15 protein-coding genes are annotated in these 16,509 nt (G+C 68.0%); 5 read left to right on the forward strand and 10 right to left on the reverse strand.

What is annotated here, in order from left to right; genetic code table 11:
- Positions 1–127: 127 nt before the first annotated feature.
- Together ACF8LI_RS02310 and queA are read left to right on the forward strand one after the other, a co-directional pair.
- Entirely contained in the window at positions 128–1,381 is a 1,254-nt protein-coding gene (locus tag ACF8LI_RS02310) for an HD-GYP domain-containing protein (protein WP_016449151.1), read from the forward strand.
- Positions 1,382–1,478: 97 nt separating this feature from the next.
- The gene (gene queA, locus ACF8LI_RS02315) at positions 1,479–2,579 is read left to right on the forward strand and encodes a tRNA preQ1(34) S-adenosylmethionine ribosyltransferase-isomerase QueA (protein WP_016449150.1); all 1,101 of its coding nucleotides are present in this window, start codon (positions 1,479–1,481) and stop codon (positions 2,577–2,579) included.
- A 68-nt stretch (positions 2,580–2,647) separates the two neighbouring features.
- On the opposite strand, the gene ACF8LI_RS02320 is transcribed toward queA, so the two are convergent.
- The 9 genes from ACF8LI_RS02320 to hpf all read right to left on the reverse strand — a co-directional run bounded on the left by ACF8LI_RS02320 (position 2,648) and on the right by hpf (position 12,610).
- The gene (locus ACF8LI_RS02320; RefSeq protein WP_392411910.1) at positions 2,648–3,406 is read right to left on the reverse strand and encodes an ABC transporter ATP-binding protein; all 759 of its coding nucleotides are present in this window, start codon (positions 3,404–3,406) and stop codon (positions 2,648–2,650) included.
- Positions 3,406–4,401, reverse strand: a complete 996-nt coding sequence (locus tag ACF8LI_RS02325) for an iron chelate uptake ABC transporter family permease subunit (protein ID WP_392411912.1) — start codon at positions 4,399–4,401, stop codon at positions 3,406–3,408. The genes ACF8LI_RS02320 and ACF8LI_RS02325 overlap by 1 nt, the downstream gene beginning before the upstream one ends.
- Complete coding sequence (locus ACF8LI_RS02330; RefSeq protein WP_392411913.1) at positions 4,398–5,381, reverse strand: ABC transporter permease; 984 nt, start codon at positions 5,379–5,381, stop codon at positions 4,398–4,400. Before ACF8LI_RS02330 ends, ACF8LI_RS02325 begins: the two co-directional genes overlap by 4 nt.
- 46 nt (positions 5,382–5,427) lie before the next feature.
- Positions 5,428–6,438 carry a siderophore ABC transporter substrate-binding protein gene (locus ACF8LI_RS02335; RefSeq protein ID WP_392411915.1) on the reverse strand — a complete coding sequence of 337 codons (1,011 nt, stop codon included), beginning with the start codon at positions 6,436–6,438 and terminating at the stop codon, positions 5,428–5,430.
- Between the two features lie 14 nt (positions 6,439–6,452).
- Positions 6,453–8,219 carry an enterochelin esterase gene (fes, locus tag ACF8LI_RS02340; protein ID WP_392411917.1) on the reverse strand — a complete coding sequence of 589 codons (1,767 nt, stop codon included), beginning with the start codon at positions 8,217–8,219 and terminating at the stop codon, positions 6,453–6,455.
- A 4-nt stretch (positions 8,220–8,223) separates the two neighbouring features.
- A complete protein-coding gene (locus ACF8LI_RS02345; RefSeq protein WP_016449144.1) occupies positions 8,224–10,401 on the reverse strand; it encodes a TonB-dependent siderophore receptor in 2,178 nt (725 codons plus the stop codon).
- A gap of 232 nt (positions 10,402–10,633) precedes the next feature.
- Positions 10,634–11,590: an HPr(Ser) kinase/phosphatase gene (hprK, locus tag ACF8LI_RS02350; protein ID WP_016449143.1), complete on the reverse strand. Its 957-nt coding sequence runs from the start codon at positions 11,588–11,590 to the stop codon at positions 10,634–10,636.
- 31 nt (positions 11,591–11,621) lie between these two features.
- Complete coding sequence (locus tag ACF8LI_RS02355; RefSeq protein WP_016452020.1) at positions 11,622–12,095, reverse strand: PTS sugar transporter subunit IIA; 474 nt, start codon at positions 12,093–12,095, stop codon at positions 11,622–11,624.
- A gap of 155 nt (positions 12,096–12,250) precedes the next feature.
- Positions 12,251–12,610, reverse strand: a complete 360-nt coding sequence (gene hpf / locus ACF8LI_RS02360; RefSeq protein WP_016449141.1) for a ribosome hibernation-promoting factor, HPF/YfiA family — start codon at positions 12,608–12,610, stop codon at positions 12,251–12,253.
- A gap of 364 nt (positions 12,611–12,974) precedes the next feature.
- On the opposite strand from hpf, the gene ACF8LI_RS02365 reads away from it, so the two are divergent.
- Together ACF8LI_RS02365 and ACF8LI_RS02370 are read left to right on the forward strand one after the other, a co-directional pair.
- The gene (locus ACF8LI_RS02365) at positions 12,975–13,898 is read left to right on the forward strand and encodes a phosphoribosylaminoimidazolesuccinocarboxamide synthase (RefSeq protein WP_016449140.1); all 924 of its coding nucleotides are present in this window, start codon (positions 12,975–12,977) and stop codon (positions 13,896–13,898) included.
- Positions 13,899–14,040: 142 nt separating this feature from the next.
- The gene (locus ACF8LI_RS02370; RefSeq protein WP_016449139.1) at positions 14,041–14,625 is read left to right on the forward strand and encodes a DJ-1/PfpI family protein; all 585 of its coding nucleotides are present in this window, start codon (positions 14,041–14,043) and stop codon (positions 14,623–14,625) included.
- 29 nt (positions 14,626–14,654) lie between these two features.
- On the opposite strand, the gene ACF8LI_RS02375 is transcribed toward ACF8LI_RS02370, so the two are convergent.
- Positions 14,655–15,515 carry a DMT family transporter gene (locus ACF8LI_RS02375; protein WP_343739854.1) on the reverse strand — a complete coding sequence of 287 codons (861 nt, stop codon included), beginning with the start codon at positions 15,513–15,515 and terminating at the stop codon, positions 14,655–14,657.
- A gap of 94 nt (positions 15,516–15,609) precedes the next feature.
- On the opposite strand from ACF8LI_RS02375, the gene ACF8LI_RS02380 reads away from it, so the two are divergent.
- Positions 15,610–16,506, forward strand: coding sequence for a LysR family transcriptional regulator (locus ACF8LI_RS02380; protein WP_017406462.1), 897 nt, complete (start codon positions 15,610–15,612; stop codon positions 16,504–16,506).
- Positions 16,507–16,509 lie beyond the last annotated feature (3 nt).

The raw sequence follows: 16,509 nt of genomic DNA on the forward strand, positions 1-16,509 counted from the left end.
GGTGTAGGCAACACGCCACGTTCATGCCGGCCGGCCCTGCCCAAAGCACCCTTGACGCCCCGGGTCTCTGGGGAAGCCGCTACCATGCACGCTGACGTTACGTAGTGTTACCCCGCCACCGAATGCCATGTTGAAGCGTATCAATGTCCAGCATGTCACTCTGGGCATGTTCCTGCACGAGTTCTGCGGCTCCTGGATGGAGCATCCCTTTTGGCGAACCCGTTTCCTGCTTCGCTCCGAGGCCGATCTCCAGCGTCTGCGCGCCACCTCCATCCAGGAGGTCTGGATCGATGTGCGCAAAGGCCTGGACGTGGGCGTGCAGGTGCCCTGCCTGCGCTTCGACCCGCAGGACGAGCTTCGCCACCAGATCCCCGACAACGCCCGCCCTGCGTCCGAGCAGAGCACGGCCCCCATCTCCACCGCCACCGAGCTGCGCCGCGCGGCCCAGACCTGCGCCCAGGCCAGGCAATTGCTGAGCCGCCTGTTCAGCGATGCGCGGCTGGGCCGGCCCGTGGACGCCTCGGCCGCCGGACAGCTGGTGGACGATGTGACGGCCTCCGTGGCACGCAATCCCCATGCGCTGATCGGCCTGGCCCGCCTGAAGACCGCCGACGACTACACCTACATGCACAGTCTGGCCGTGTGCGCGCTGATGGTGGCCCTGGCCAAGCGCATGGGCCTGGACGACCACAGCCTGCGCAAGGCCGGCATGGCCGGCCTCATGCACGATCTGGGCAAGACCGCCATTCCGGTGACCGTGCTCAACAAGCCCGGCCCGCTGGACGACGCCGAATGGGCGCTGATGCGCGCCCATCCACGCCACGGCGAGCAGCTGCTGCGCCCGCTGGGCCTGGACGACGAGGTCATCGATGCCTGCCTGCACCACCATGAAAAGGTGGACGGCAGCGGCTACCCCGACGGGCTGCAGCAGGGCGACATCGGCCTGCTGGCGCGCATGACGGCGATCTGCGACGTCTACGATGCCATCACCTCAGACCGGCCCTACAAGAAGGGCTGGCCGCCTTCGGAGGCGCTGCGTCGCATGGCCGAGTGGAGTCCGCGCCATTTCGACAAGCGGCTGTTCGAGCAGTTCGTGCAGACCGTGGGCATCTACCCGCTGGGCTCGCTGGTGCGCCTGCATTCGCAGCGTCTGGCGGTGGTGGTCGATGCCTCGCCGGCCAGCCTGCTGGCGCCGCGCGTCAAGGTCTTCTATTCGCTGCGCCAGTCCTGCCGCATCACGCCGGAGATCGAGGACCTGTCCGAAAGCCAGGGCAACGACCGCATCATCGCGCGCGAAGACCCTGCGGACTGGGACTTCCCCGATCTGGAATCGCTGTGGCTGGAGTTCGAGCGCCAGCCTCAGGCCGCCATGGCCAGGTGATCGCCGGCAATTCCGGGGATGACCCCAGGGTTTGCGACAATTGCCAGCTTCCGTTCAACGAACTTGGAACGGGCCATGTCCGGCCCTCAAGCACTGCATGTCCTCCCTGTCCCGTGTGTTCTCGCTCAGCGATTTCGACTTCGAGCTTCCCGAGAAGCTGATTGCCCAGCATCCTGCCGCCCAGCGCAGTGCCTCGCGCCTGCTCGACGGCCGCGACGATGCCAACCCGCCCGCCGACCGCATCTTCCACGAGCTGCCCGATCTGCTGCAGCCCGGCGACCTGCTGGTGTTCAACGACACGCGCGTGATCAAGGCGCGCATCTTCGGCGAGAAGGCCAGCGGCGGCCGGCTGGAGCTGCTGGTCGAGCGCGTGCTCGAAGGCAACGACGTCGTGGCCCACATGCGCGTCAGCAAGAAGCCCCTGCCCGGCTCGCGCATCCACCTGTGCGGCGGCAAGAACGGTGGCGGCTTCGACGCCGTGCTGCGTGGCCGCTGGCCCGACGAGAACGGCCCGCTGTTCCACCTGAGCTTTGAAGGCCCGCGCGGCGAGACGCCCCATGAGCTGATGGAGCGCTTCGGCCATCTGCCGCTGCCGCCCTACATCGAGCGCCACCAGGAAACCGGCAACGACCCCGATGCCGCCGAAGACAGCGAGCGCTACCAGACCGTCTTCGCGGCCCGCCCCGGCGCCGTGGCCGCGCCCACGGCCGCCCTGCACTTCGACGACGCCGTGCTGGCCCGCCTGGCCGAGCGCGGCATCGAACGCGCCAGCGTCACGCTGCACGTGGGCGCCGGCACCTTCCAGCCCGTGAAGACCGAGAACCTGGCAGACCACCAGATGCACAGCGAGTGGTACGAAATCCCGCTGGCCACCCTGGCCGCGCTGGAACGCTGCCGCCAGCGCGGCGGCCGCATCATCGCCGTGGGCACGACCACGGTGCGCACGCTGGAGTCCTGGGCCCAGACGGGCAACTTCTCAGGCGATACGCGCATCTTCATCACACCGGGCTTCGAGTACCAGGTGGTCGATCTGCTGATCACCAACTTCCACCTGCCCAAGAGCACGCTGATGATGCTGGTCAGCGCCTTCGCCGGCTACGAGCAGGTGATGGCGCTGTACCGCCATGCGATCGCGCAGGAGTACCGCTTCTTCAGCTATGGCGACTCCATGCTGTTGAAGAAGAAAAGCACCCCCTGAGCGGCTGGCTTAGGCCCTTGCTTGGTGTCCCTCGCCTCAGGCCGCGCCAAGCCCGAAACGCCGCATGTTCAGCCAAAGTAATGGCAGAGCCTGCGGCCCTTGACCTCGTGCACGCTGACGGGGATGCCGTATAGGGTGCTGAGGACCTCGTCCTGCACGACCTCGGCCGGCGTGCCCGCCACGGCCAGGCGGCCGTCCTTGAGCGCGATGATGTGGTCGGCGTAGCAGGAGGCGAAGTTGATGTCGTGCAGCACCATGACCACGGTCTTGCCGCGTTCGGTGACGGCGCGGCGCAGCAGGCCCATCATGCTGACGGCATGGGCCATGTCCAGGTTGTTCAGCGGCTCGTCCAGCAGGATGAAAGGCGTGTCCTGGCACAGCACCATGGCGATGTAGGCGCGCTGGCGCTGGCCGCCTGACAACTCGTCGAGAAAGCGCTCGGCCAGCGGCGTGAGCTGCAGGTACTCCAGCGCCTCGTCCACATGGCACACGTCCTCGGGGCCCAGCCGGCCCTTGCTGTGCGGAAAGCGGCCGAAGCCCACCAGGTCGCGCACCGTCAGGCGCAGCGTGCTCTGGTTGTCCTGGCGCAGGATGGCCATGATGCGCGCCAGCGCCTCGGTGGGCGTGGTGGCCACGTCGCGGCCAGCCACCAGCACCTGGCCTTCCGTGATCGGCATGAGGCGGCTGACCAGGGACAGCAGCGTGGATTTGCCGGCCCCGTTGGGGCCGATGATGGCCGTCAGCGCCCGCTCGGGCACGTTGAAGTTGAGCTCCTGCAGCACGGTCGTGCCGCCATGGCGCTTGAGCAGATCACGCACCTCGATCATTAGGTCCCCTTGCGCATGAGCAGCACGATGAAGACGATTCCACCCAGGAACTCCACCACGATGCTCAGCACGGTATTGAATTGAAAAAGCTGCTCCAGCAGCACCTGGCCGCCCATGAGCAGCACGCAGCCCCAGAGCACGGCCGCAGGCAGCACCCAGGCATGGCGGCGCGTGCCCATGGCGTGATACGCCATGTTGCTGACCAGCAGGCCGAAGAAGATGACAGGCCCGACCAGGGCCGTGGACACGGCCACCATGCAGGCCACCACGGCCAGCAGCCGCAGCACGCGGCCATCGTAGTCCAGGCCCAGGCCGATGGCGGCATCGCGCCCCAGCGAGATCACGTCCAGCACGTGGCGCTGGCGCCAGATCCAGGCGCTGCCCAGCGCGATCAGCAGCAGCGACGGCACCAGCAGCTGCAGGTTCACCGCGTTGAAGTTGGCGAACATGCGGTCCTGCAGCGCCGTGAACTCATTGGGATCGAGCACGCGCATGGCCAGCCCCGCCAGGCTGCGAAAGAAGATGCCGCCCACCATGCCCACCAGCAGCATCAGGTGCAGGCTGCTGGCATGGCCCACGAAGAGCCAGCGCATCAGCAGCACGCTGAAGCCCACCATCAGCACGATGTTGAGCGCATAGCGCCCGACCTCGCCCATGGCGGACACGCCTGCCGCGCCCAGCATCAGCACCATGGCCGCCTGCACGAACAGGTACAGCGCATCCAGCCCCATCACCGAAGGCGTGAGAATGGTGTTGTGCGACACGGTCTGGAACACCACGGTGGACAGGCCGATGGCGCAGGCCACCAGGGCCATGGTCAGCACCTTGGCGCCCCGGTGCTCCAGCACGAAGGCCCAGTCGGTCCTGACGCCCACGGTCATGAAGGCCAGCAGGCACAGCAGCGCCAGCCCTCCCAGCAGCGCCAGGCGTCGGCCCCGGCCCCAACTGCGCGCAGCCGGATCGGCGCAAGCAACGGATTGCGGCAAGCTGCTCATGCACGGTCCTTGCGGCGGCGCAGGATGAGCGCCAGGAACAGGGCACTGCCCAGCACGCCCAGCACGGTGCCCACGGGGATTTCATAGGGCGCGATCAGCATGCGCCCGACCAAATCGCACAGCAGGGTCAGGCCCGCGCCGATCAGCGCCACCCACAGCACGCTGCGGCGGACGTTGTCACCCAGGACCAGGCGCACCACGTTGGGCACGATCAAGCCCACGAAGGGCAGGCTGCCGGCCGTGACCACCACGGCGGAAGTGGCCACGGCCACCACCACCAGCCCCTGCCAGACCAGGCGCCGGTAGTTCAGGCCCAGAGTGGTGGCAAAGCTCTCGCCCAGGCCGGCGACGGTGAAGCGGTCGGCCGCCAGGCAGGTAAGGGCCGTGACGCCCAGCGACAGCCACAGCAACTCGTACCGTCCCTGCACCACCAGGGAGAAGTCGCCGTTGGACCAGGACTTGAGCGCCTGCATCATGTCGAACTGCAGCGCCACGAAGCTGCCCGCAGCCTCCAGCACGCCGGCCAGCACCAGGCCGACCAGGGGCACCATCCACGACGAGCGCAGCCGGATGCGCGAGAGCACGGCCAGGAACAGCGCCGTGCCCAGCAGTGCCGCCACGGCCGAAATTCCCATCTTGGCCATCACCGGCCAGTGCGGCACCCAGAGGAACGCAGCCAGCATGCCCAGGCTGGCCGACTCCACCGTGCCCACGGTGGAAGGCTCCACGAAGTGGTTGCGTGCCAGCATCTGCATGAGCAGTCCGCAGACCGCCATGGACGCGCCGGCCAGCAACAGGGCCAGGGTGCGCGGCACGCGGCTGTAGACCAGCACCTGGCTGGCCAGGTCGTCCTCGCTGCGCGACCACAGCACGCTCCAGTGCATGTCGCCCGCGCCCACCATCAGGCTGGCCAGCGACAGCGCCAGCAGCAGGCCCAGCGCGAAAAGCCAGGCAAGGGCCTGGCGAGAGGGGCGTGACATGGGCACGGCGTGCGCGGTGGCGACAGGCGGGCTCAACGCTTTGGCGTCATGTGCGGGCAAAGGCATCCGACAGTTGCTGGATATTGGCCTTCAGCGCGCCCGGCCCGGCGTTGGACAGGGTGTACCAGTTGGCTGCGTTCAGATAGACCACCTGCTTGCCGCGCCAGGCCTTGGTGGCGCGCACCAGCGGGTTGTCCAGCAGTTGCTGGGCGGTCTTGCCATCCTGGCCGATGGCCACGTCGCGGTCGATGACGAACAGCCAGTCGGGATTGGTCTTGAGCAGGAACTCGAAGGAGACCACCTGCCCATGGCGCGCCACCGTCAGGTTGTCGATGGCCGGCTTCACGCCGAACACATCGTGCAGCATGCCGAAGCGCGAGCCCGGACCGTAGGCGCTGAGCTTGCCGCCCGAGGTCAGCAGCACCAGCCCCTTGCCCGCGTTCTGCGCCTTGCCATGCAGCGCGGCGATGGCCTGCTCCACGGCCCGGACCTCGGCCTCGGCCTTGTCCTGCAGGCCGTAGACGGCGCCCAGCGTGCGGATGTTGCGGTAGATATCGGCCATCTGGTGCTGGTCGCTGACGCTCAGGTCCAGCACGGGGGCGAAGCGCGACAGCTCCTTGTACTTGGCCTCGGAGCGGCCGCCCACGATGATGAGGTCGGGCGACAGCGCCTTGACGGCCTCGTAGTCGGGCTCGAACAGGCTGCCGATGCGTGCGTATTTCGCATCGGCATAGCGGGCCAGCAGCGGCGGCATCTTGAACTCGGGCACGCCACGCACCTCGCCGCCCAGCGCCTGCAGCGTGTCCAGCACCGCCAGCTCGAACACCAGCACGCGCACGGGCTTGAAGGGCACCTGGATCTCGCCCTTGGCGTGCGGCACGGTCACGGTCTTGCCGACCGCTGCCGTCTGCGCATGGGCCATGGACAGTGCCAGAGGCAGCGTGACCAGCATGCCCGCGCCCTGGCCCATCGTCGCCAGGATGTGGCGCCGGGAATGATTTGCATTCAAGGTGTTCATTCTTTCAATGATTGCTGTATCGCCAGGAAGTTCAAACATTGGCCTTGGCGGCCTCAGGGAAGTGCGGACGTGCTGTCCGGCATGCGCTCGCAGGCCGGCAGGCCCTGGGCAAAGCGCCCGGGGTTGAGCAGGGCCACCAGGCCGCAGGCCAGCGATCCCTGCCATTGCAGGTAGTCATGGCTGGTTTCATGCTCGGCCTGCGTGACCTCGTAGCCCTTGGCGCGCAGCACGTCGGCCAGGTGGCGGTTGGTTTCCAGGATGCCGTCCTGCCCGCCGCGTGCACGCTCGTAGCGGCCTGCATCCAGATAGAAGCGCACGGGCTGGCGCGGCTCCTGGGCATAGCGGCGCTGCACCCAGCCCGGCACCTCGCCGGCCGGCGACCACCAGAACGATCCCGACATGCTCAGCACGTTGCCGAACCAGCGCGCATTGACCAGGCCCGCATAGGCAGAGGCCAGGCCGCCGAAGCTGGAGCCGCCGATCACCGTGCGCGCCGCAGGCTGGCCCAGGCCCTGCTCCTCCACCCAGGGCATCAGCTCCTCATCCAGAAAGCGCGCGAAGGCGGTGTTGGGCGGCAATTCCCTGCCGCGTGCCTGCGGGCTGGCGTTGTCCACCAGCACCACGGCCGTGGGCGGGATCAGGCCGTCGGCCATGAGGTTGTCGATGAGGGTGGGCGTGGACACCTGCTTTGCATAGGCATTGCCGTCGAACAGCACCAGCAGCGCCTCGGGCGCCTGGCCGCCCGCCGGGCGGTAGGTCCAGACATCGCGGCTGTTGCCCAGCACGCGGCTTCGCAGGCGATGCTGCACCAGTTGTCCTTGCGCCACGCCCGCGCGCGGCGCCGTCCAGGGCTGGGGTGGGGCCTTGGGCAGCTCCAGCACGGAGGCGCCCTGGAAGACATCGATGAAGCCGCCCTCGGGCGGCTGCGGGAAGGTCTTGGGATTGAGCGGATCGCGCTGCGCCGTGGCCAGCAGGGCGCGGCGCTGCTCCATGGCCGAGCCTTCGATCAGCGGCACATCGGGCGCCAGCCGGTAGCTGAGCCTGGCGTTGTCCGCCATGCGGAAGCTGGCCCACCAGACATCGCTGCCGGGCAGATGCTGCAGCGGATCATGGTTGCCGGCCGGGCTGCCGAACAGGCGCACGCCCTGCATGCCCGCACGCGGCTGGCCGCGCCACAGGAAGGTGACCAGGGAGTGCCCCTCGGACAGGGGCTCGACCATGGGTGTTCCTTCCTCCTGCACACGCCGCCAGAAGGCGTCGGCAGCCACACCAGCACCCGCGCCGCGCTGGATTGCCTGCGCCAGAGCCCGCAGCCGCGGGCTTTGCAGTGCCGGAGGCTCGGAGGTGGCCGAGGCCTTGTTGCCGGCAGGCGCCAGGCTGGAGGTCAGCCGCAGCGCGAAGCGCCCCGCTTCTTGCGCCTCACCGCCGGAACGGGGGTCAGCCAGGGCCACACGCCTGGCCACCAGCCGCTGCCGTCCGGCTCCCTCCGTGACCCACATCAGCGACTGGGCGCCGCCATCAGGCCTGGCCAGGCGACGCAGGTGCCGGCCCTGGGCATCCTCCAGGTCGAGGGCCACGCCCTGCCCCTCGAATTCACCCTGGACCACATGGCCGGCGGGCAGATCGACGCGCCAGGACTCGCGCCCACCGGCAGCCAGGACCCCTGTGGCCGCCTGGCCCGGCGCCAGCGTGCCCGGCCGTGCGGCCAGGGCCTGCCGCGATGCGGTTGCCGTCATGTCTTCAGCGGCATGGACGGCTGCGCCCAGCAGGCACAGCAGCGAGGCGGCCAGGCACAGGCCTTGTCGTGCAGCTTGCGCCATGGCGTCAGAAGTCCACCGTGGCCGAGACACGCACCGTGCGCGGGCCGCCCGTGGTGGCGAAGTTGTCATTGAAACTGCCGGCCCAGTAGGACTTGTCGAAAAGGTTCTCCACCGTGGCGCGGAAGGTGACGGGTTTGGCCGCGATGCGGGTGGCATAGCGCGCGCCCACGTCCACGCGGGTCCAGCTGGGCATCTTCAGCGTGTTGGCCGAATTCACCCATTGCGCGCCCGTGTAGATCAGGCGGCCGGTGAGCGTGGCGCCCGGCAGCGCGGGCACATCCCACTCGCCGCCCAGGTTGGCCGTCCAGCGCGGCACGCCGTAGACGCCGTAGCCGTCGCGCGCGCCGCCCTGGGTCTTGCTCTGGATGGCCTGCGTATAGGCCAGGCCGCCCAGCACGCGCGTGCCGCGCAGCGGCTCGCCGAACACATTCCACTCCAGGCCCCGGTTGCGCTGCTCGCCATCCATCAGCAGGCGGTTGGTCGCAGTCTCCACCACGGACGAAGGCCGCTCGATCTGAAACAGCGAGACCGTCTGCGTGAAATCACCCGTGCGCCACTTGGCGCCGATCTCGAACTGCTTGGTCTTGTAGGGCGCGAACACTTCGCCGGCATTGGCGTAGGTGGCGCCGACGATGGAGCCCGCGCTCAGGCCCTGCACATGGTTGGCGTACAGCGAGACCGCATCGCCCCAGGGCTTGACCACCAGGCCCAGCGCGGGCGAGATGGCATGTTCGTCATAGCGCGCCATCTTCTGGTTCACGCGCTGCAGGCGCGCGCCCACGGTGAGCTGTACGGTGTCGCCACCCCAGCTCAGCGTGTCGGCCAGGGCCAGGCTGCTGAGCACGTCGTCGCGCTCCTGCTTGATGGCGCCGTAGGGGCCGGCCAGCGTGATGGGCGCAGGGTCGTAGATGTTGGTGATGTAGCTGGCGCTGGTGGCCACGGCCGCGCGGCCGCCCTTTTGGTTCATCCAGTTCACGGAGGCGACCAGCAGATGGTTCACGCTGCCCGTGCGCAGGCGCCCGCGCACGCCGAACTCGGCCGCCATGCTGTCGGTGTAGCCGTACTGGTTGTAGGTCTGGCCCACGGCCGAGCCGTCGCCCTGGGCGCGCAGCACCACGCGCGTGCCGTTGAGCATGCCGTCATAGGAATGCTTGCCGCTGCCCACCGAGCCGAACAGCGTCCAGTCCGCCCCCAGGTCCACCGAGCCGCGCAGCATCAGCGCATCGCTTTGCTGCTGGGCACGTATGCCCGGGAAGAGATTGGTCTTGGCGTCGGGCGCTGCAATCACCTGCTTGAGGTTCTGCATGCTGACCATCATCGGGCTGCCGTCGCGGATGTTGGAGCGGTAGCTGTAGGCATCCAGGCCCAGCGTGAAACCGTCGCCCTGGTAGTCGAGCGCCAGTGCGCCCAGGCCATGGCGGCGGTTCTGGCCGTCGATCTCGGTATCGCCGCCCGAGGTGCTGCCGTTGATGCGTATGCCCAGGCGGCGTTCCGGGCCGAAGCGGCGCGACACATCGGCCTGCAGGCCCAGCTGCGAGGAGCTGCTGAACATGGTGGTCACGCGCGTGAGGTCCCGGGCCAGCGGACGCTTGGTCACCAGGTTGATGGTGCCGCCCACGGCGCCGCCCGGCGTCATGCCGCTCAGCAGCGCACCCGGGCCCTTGAGCACTTCCACGCGCTCGATCATCTCGGTGGGCACATGGCCATCGGGCGCCAGGCCGTACAGGCCGTTGAAGCCCAGTTCCGAAGCATTCACACCCAGGCCGCGGATGGTGAAGTTCTCGTAGGCGTGGCCGGTGTTGGTGGTGAAGCGCACGGAGGGGTCGTTTTCCAGCACCGACATCAGCGTGGTCGCGTGCTGGTCGGCAATGCCTTCGGCCGTGTAGGAGGTGATGTTGAACGGCGTATCCATCACATCGCGCTGGCCCAGCACGCCCAGGCCCGCGCCCTTGGCCACCTGGCCGCCCGGCGCCACGGTGGGCAGTGCCTGGGGATCGGTGGTGCTGCGCACCGTGATCTCGCCCAGTTCGGCGTCGGCCGCCCAGGACGCGGCGGGCAAAGCGGCAGCGGCAACCATGGCGCAAACACGGGCGATGGTGCCCAGGCCGTGGAACGGTGAAACGGGGGCGAAGGGGCTGACAGCGCCTGCGCGCGGCAGGCCGGTGCGGGAACGAGAGGACATCCGGGAGGGCTTTCAAGGCGGAAGAAAATGCGCCGCATCCAGGCCCGCAGCCCGTCGGGACACAGGCCGGATACGGCATCTGCCCGAATTATAGAAAATGAGAATTATTCTTATTTGAGAAAACAACGACAACGCACCGCGCGCAAACATGGGCGCACGGTCCGCAAACAATCCCGGGGAAAACAGTGGGGGCCAGGCAACAGGCCGCCGGCCGCCGCGACGGCGCAGACTTCTAGAAGGTGTCGCCGCGTTCCATGGCGCGGCGGTGGCGCTGCACGAATTCCTGGTAGGTGTCGATGCCGCGCAGCTGCAAGATGGCATTGCGCACGGCCGCCTCCACCAGCACGGCGATGTTGCGGCCCGCCACCACCTGGATCACCACCTTGCGCACGGGCACGCCGAGCACGTCCTGCGTCAGCGGCTCGGCTGGCAGCCGCTCGTATTCGCGCTCCATGGTTTCCTTGCGCACCAGGTGCACGATGAGCTTGAGACGCATCTTGCGGCGCACGGCCGTCTCGCCAAAGATGGCGCGGATATCGAGCAGGCCGATGCCGCGCACCTCCAGCAGGTTCTGCAGCAGCTCGGGGCACTTGCCTTCGATCGTGGTCTGGTTGATGCGGTACAGGTCCACGGCATCGTCGGCCACCAGGCCGTTGCCGCGCGTCACCAGCTCCAGCCCCAGCTCGCTCTTGCCCAGGCCCGACTCGCCCGTGATCAGCACGCCCATGCCCAGGATGTCCATGAACACGCCATGCATGGTCGTGCGGTCGGCGAAATGCTTGGCCAGGTAAGCACGCAGCACATCGATCACGAAGGCCGACTGCTCGCGCGTGGCGAACATGGGAATGTGGGCACGCTCGCACATGGACAGCAGCGCCTCGGGCGCCGTCTGGCCATCGGCCAGCACCAGCACGGGCGGCTCCAGCGTGACGATGCGTGCCACGCGGCGCTGGCAGTCCTGCGGCGTGGCGTTGGTCAGATAGGCGATCTCACGCTCGCCCAGCACCTGCAGCCGGTAGGGATGGATGTAGTTCAGGTAGCCGACGAGATCGGCGCCCGAGCGCGCCGAGCGCACGGCCATCTCGTCGAAGCGGCGCTCCGAGGCCCCCAGGCCCGCCACCCACTCCCAGCGCAGGCTGGAGCGGAACTCCTCGAAAAGGACGTCGGCGCTGATGGCACTGGGTCTCATGGCAAGGCCCGTGAAAAGGGGAAGAGAAAGTCTAGACCAGCGGAGCGGCGGAAGACTGCCAGCCGGCAATCATTCCATGCAGCCGGGCCGCATCGCCGCAGGACTTCAGCCGCTCGCGCAGCTGGCTGTCGCTGAGCAGTTCGGCGATTTCAGAAAGGATTTCCAGATGCTTTTGCGTCGCCGCTTCGGGCACCAGCAAAAAGATCAGCAGGCCCACGGGCTGCTCATCGGGCGCATCGAAGCCAATGGGATGGTCCAGCTGGAACACGGCTGCCATCGGAGCGGTCAGCCCCTTGATGCGACCGTGGGGAATGGCCACGCCATGGCCCAGCCCCGTCGAGCCCAGGCGTTCACGCGCGAAGAGGCTGTCGGTGATGAGTGCGCGGGACAGGCCATGCAGGCTCTCGAATAGCAGACCTGCTTCTTCGAAAGCGCGCTTTTTGCTGGTGACGTCGACGCTCACGAGCACTTGAGCGGCGGGCAGGATGGAGGCAAGACGGTTCATGGTTCGGGAAACAATTATGCACCGCAGTGCCGGAAACCGTGGGGAAACCCTGACCCCCATCAAAAACCGCCCCGAAGGGCGGTGGTCGTGCGTGGCACATCAGCCACAAAAACGCAGGTATTGTAAGCGCCCGCACAGGGCCGGCGCCTTACCTGTCACCCGACTGACGCCAGGGTCAGTCCAGCATCATCGAGCCGCTTTGCCGTGCCGTAGCGGCTGCCCTGCTGGCGGGTCTTGTAGCGCACCACGAGGCGGTCCAGCTTGTCAGCCAGCGCGTCGACGGCGGCATAAAGGTCGAAGTGAGAGGTTTCGACAAAGAGATCCTGGCCCTTGACGCGCAGCGTGCAACCGGCACGTTGGCGCTTTTCCTTCTCCTTCTGGTTATGAACGGTCAGCAAGACCTTGACATCCACCACCTGGTCAAAGTGTCGAAGAATGCGTTCGAGCTTGGCCATGACGTAACTGCGCAGCGAGGGAGTGACCTCCAGGTGATGCCCACTAATCGTCAGATTCATATCTAAACACTCCTTGCTCTGGATGGAAACAGCCCGGTCCACCGGGGGACGATCCGCCGGGACAGGTGCTTGCAGGCCGGAATGCGCATTCGTTTGCTTGCGAATCCACTATGCGCCCGGGTCGGGTCAAAAGCAACGCCGCAAGCCGATAGCGCAGGACGGTGCAGGGCCTTGGAGGCGGGTTTTGCGCGCCATGCGATTGGGCGCACAATCGGCGGGTTTGCCAGGCTGCGCCCCTGGGGTGGGGGTGGCCACAGGCCGTCCGTCACCGTGAGGCGCCGTTGGGTAGAATCGCGCTCCTGCGCGTGCCGCTTGCAGCCCTCCGGCCCCTGCAGCCTCTTTGCCAGATTGCCCCTTGCCTCACATGACCACCCAGTCCCGTCCCTCCGCCCTGCACACTTCCAACATTGCCTCGCTGCCGCTGCTCGCGCGCGGCAAGGTGCGCGACAACTATGCCGTGGGCGATGACCGCATCCTGATGGTGGCCTCGGACCGCCTCTCGGCCTTTGACGTGATCATGGGCGAGCCCATCCCCGGCAAGGGCGAGCTGCTGACGCAGATGGCGCTGTTCTGGTTCGACAAGCTCGGCCACATCTGCCCCAACCACCTGACCGGCGAAGCGCCCGAATCCGTGGTCACGCCCGCCGAAGTGCCCCAGGTCACGGGCCGTTCCATGCTGGTCAAGCGCCTCAAGCCCGTGCTGATCGAGGCCGTGGTGCGCGGCTACCTGGCCGGCAGCGGCTGGAAGGAATACCAGGAATCGCGCTCGGTCTGCGGCGTTCCCCTGCCCGAAGGCCTGACCAACGCCGCCAAGCTGCCCGAGCCCATCTACACGCCGGCCGCCAAGGCCGAGATGGGCGACCATGACGAGAACATCACCTACGAGCGCACGGTGGAGATGGTCGGCGAGAAGCTGGCCTCCCAGATCCGCGATACAGCCATCCGCATCTACAAGGAAGCCGCCGCCATCGCCCTCGAAAAGGGCATGATCATTGCCGACACCAAGTTCGAATTCGGCCTGGACGAAAACGGCGAACTGGTGCTGATGGACGAGGTGCTCACGCCCGACAGCTCGCGCTACTGGCCCGTGGAAGGCTATGCCCAGGCGCTGGCCAAGGGCGAGAACCCGCCCAGCTACGACAAGCAGTTCGTGCGCGACTGGCTGGAGCAGGCCCAGGTCAACGGCAAGCCCTGGGACAAGAGCGCCCCGGCGCCCCGCCTGCCCCAGGAGGTGACCGAGAAGACGGCCGCCAAGTACCGCGAAGCGCTGCAGCGCCTGACGGCCTGAGCTGCAGCCTGCCTGTCCCCGCAAAAGAGAGCTTCGGCTCTCTTTTTCATTGCGCGGGCCCGTTTCTGCAGCCGGTCACGCCGGCGTCACCGACACTGCCACAATGCTTGCTCCCTCTGACTTTTTTCGAAGGAGCAAGCACATGGCCGGCAAGAAGATTCTGATGATCTGCGGAGACTACTGCGAGGACTACGAAACCATGGTCCCGTTCCAGGCCCTGCAGGCCGTGGGACACACGGTGCACGCGGTCTGCCCCGACAAGAAGGCGGGGGACCACATCAAGACGGCCATCCATGATTTCGAGGGCGCCCAGACCTACAGCGAAAAGCCCGGCCACAACTTCACGCTCAACGCCAGCTTCGCCGACATCAAGCCCGAGCAGTACGACGCCCTGGTGATCCCCGGCGGACGCGGCCCCGAATACCTGCGCAACTACGATGCCGTGCGCGCCGCCGTGCGCCACTTCTTCGACAACAACAAGCCCGTGGCCGCCGTCTGCCATGGCGCCCAGCTGCTGGCCGGCGCCGGCGTGCTCAAGGGCCGCACCTGCTCGGCCTACCCGGCCTGCCGTGCCGAGGTCGAACTGGCCGGCGGCACCTACGCCGACATCGGCGTGGACCAGGCGCACACCGAAGGCAACCTGGTCAGCGCCCCCGCCTGGCCGGCCCATCCGGCCTGGATCGCACAGTTCCTGTCCCTGCTGGGCACGCGCATCAGCCACGGCTGAGCACGCAGCCGCCGTTGGCGCCGGGCGGATCAACCGCCCCAGCGCACCAGCACGATGCCGCCGAACACCAGGGCCGAGGCCAGCATGCGCACGCGGCCCAGGCGCTCGCGCATCAGCCAGGCGGCAATCCAGCCTGCAAACAGCACGCTGCTTTCACGCAGTGCAGACACCAGCCCCATGGGCGCCTGTGACAGCGCCCAGGTCGCCATCCAGCTGGCGCTCAGCTGCATGGCGGCGGCCAGGGCGCACAGGCGCCAAGTGCGAGCATCGGCGCGCAGCACGGCAGGACCGCGCCGCCAGGCGACGATCAGCACCGTGGCCAGGCCATCGCCCAGCGTGAGCAGGGCCGCATAGAGCAGCGCGGAACCGGATGCGCGCGCACCCAGCCCGTCGATGACCGTGTAGCAGGCAATCATGGCGCCCGTGGCCAGCGCATAGCCGCTGCCGCCATAACCGCTGGCCGCACCGCTGCGCAACGACAGCGCCAGCACGCCCAGCGACAGGCACAGCACGCCGGCCAGCCCGGTCGCGCCCGGCCACTCACCGGCCAGCAGCGCCGCGCCCAGCGTCACGAACAGCGGCGCACTGCCGCGTGCCACCGGGTAGACCACGCCGAACTCGCCATGCTGGTAGGCGCGCGGCAGCACGAAGTGGTAGGCGGTGTGCACGGCCACCGAGGCCGCCAGCCACCACCACACCGATGCATCCCACAGCGCCGCCGCACGCCAGTCCAGCCAGGGCAGCACCAGCAGAGACCACAGGCTGGCCAGCCCCGTGGTCAGCGCCATGGCGACCATCTTGTCGCCGCCCAGCTTGATGGCGCTGTTCCATCCCGCATTCATCAGCGCGGCCCCCAGGGCCGCGGCCAGCACCGCGTTGCTCAATTCCATTCCATGGCCTCGTTCCTGATACGGGACGGGATGATGGATTCGCACCCAGATTAGATAAAGTCGAATCTTCGGAACCTTATCTTCAGGAAACCTGATGCGACGCCTGAACCTCGACCAGCTCCAGACCCTGGTGGCCGTGGCCGACCTGGGTACCCTGGCCGCCGCGGCCCAGGCCCTGCACCTGTCGCCGCCTGCCGTCAGCCTGCACATCCAGGAGCTGGAAGCGCGCCTGGACACACCGCTGCTGGTGCGCGGCAAGCGCCAGGCGCAGCTGACGCCTGCGGGCGAACTGCTGGCCGAAGGCGGACGCCGCCTGCTGGCAGACAGCGAATCCCTGCTGCGCCAGGTGCGCAAGCGTGCCGAGGGCTTTGGCGCCAGCGTGCGCATAGGCGCCTCGGCCGGCGTCAGCCCCCTGCTGCTGCCCGAACTGCTGCAATGGCTGGCCGAGCACGCACCGAGCGTGGAGCTGCGCCTGGAAGTCGTGAGCTCGGCCCAGGCCATGCAGCGCCTGGCGGCCGGCAGCCTGGACCTGGCCCTGGTCGGTCTGCCCCAGCCCGTGGCTGCGGGGCTCGAGGTGCTGGCCTGGCGCAACGACCCCATGGAGCTGTTCGCGCCGCCGCAGATGCCGCTGCCCGACCAGATCACGCCCGAATGGCTCAACGCCCAGCCCTGGATAGGCTTTGCCGCCGGCACCCAGATGCACCGCCTGCTGTCGCAATGGTTTGCCCAGGCCGGCCTGCTGCCCCAGCCGCGCATGGAGATGAGTTATCCCGAAGGCATACGCGCCCTGGTCGCCGCAGGCCACGGTCCCACCGTCCTGCCACGCGAGGAGCCCATGGACGCCGTCAGCCGCACGCTGCAGCAGCGCGGGCTGAGTCCCGCCCTGACACGCCCGCTGGGCCTGGCCTGCCGCAGCGCCTCGCAGCAAGACCCGGCCGTGCAGGCCGTGGTGCGCGGGTTGATGCGATTTGCCGATCCCGTACGGAAGTAGGCG

It is taken from the genome of Delftia sp. WSY_12, assembly GCF_043104645.1.
Lineage (GTDB): Bacteria > Pseudomonadota > Gammaproteobacteria > Burkholderiales > Burkholderiaceae_C > Comamonas > Comamonas tsuruhatensis.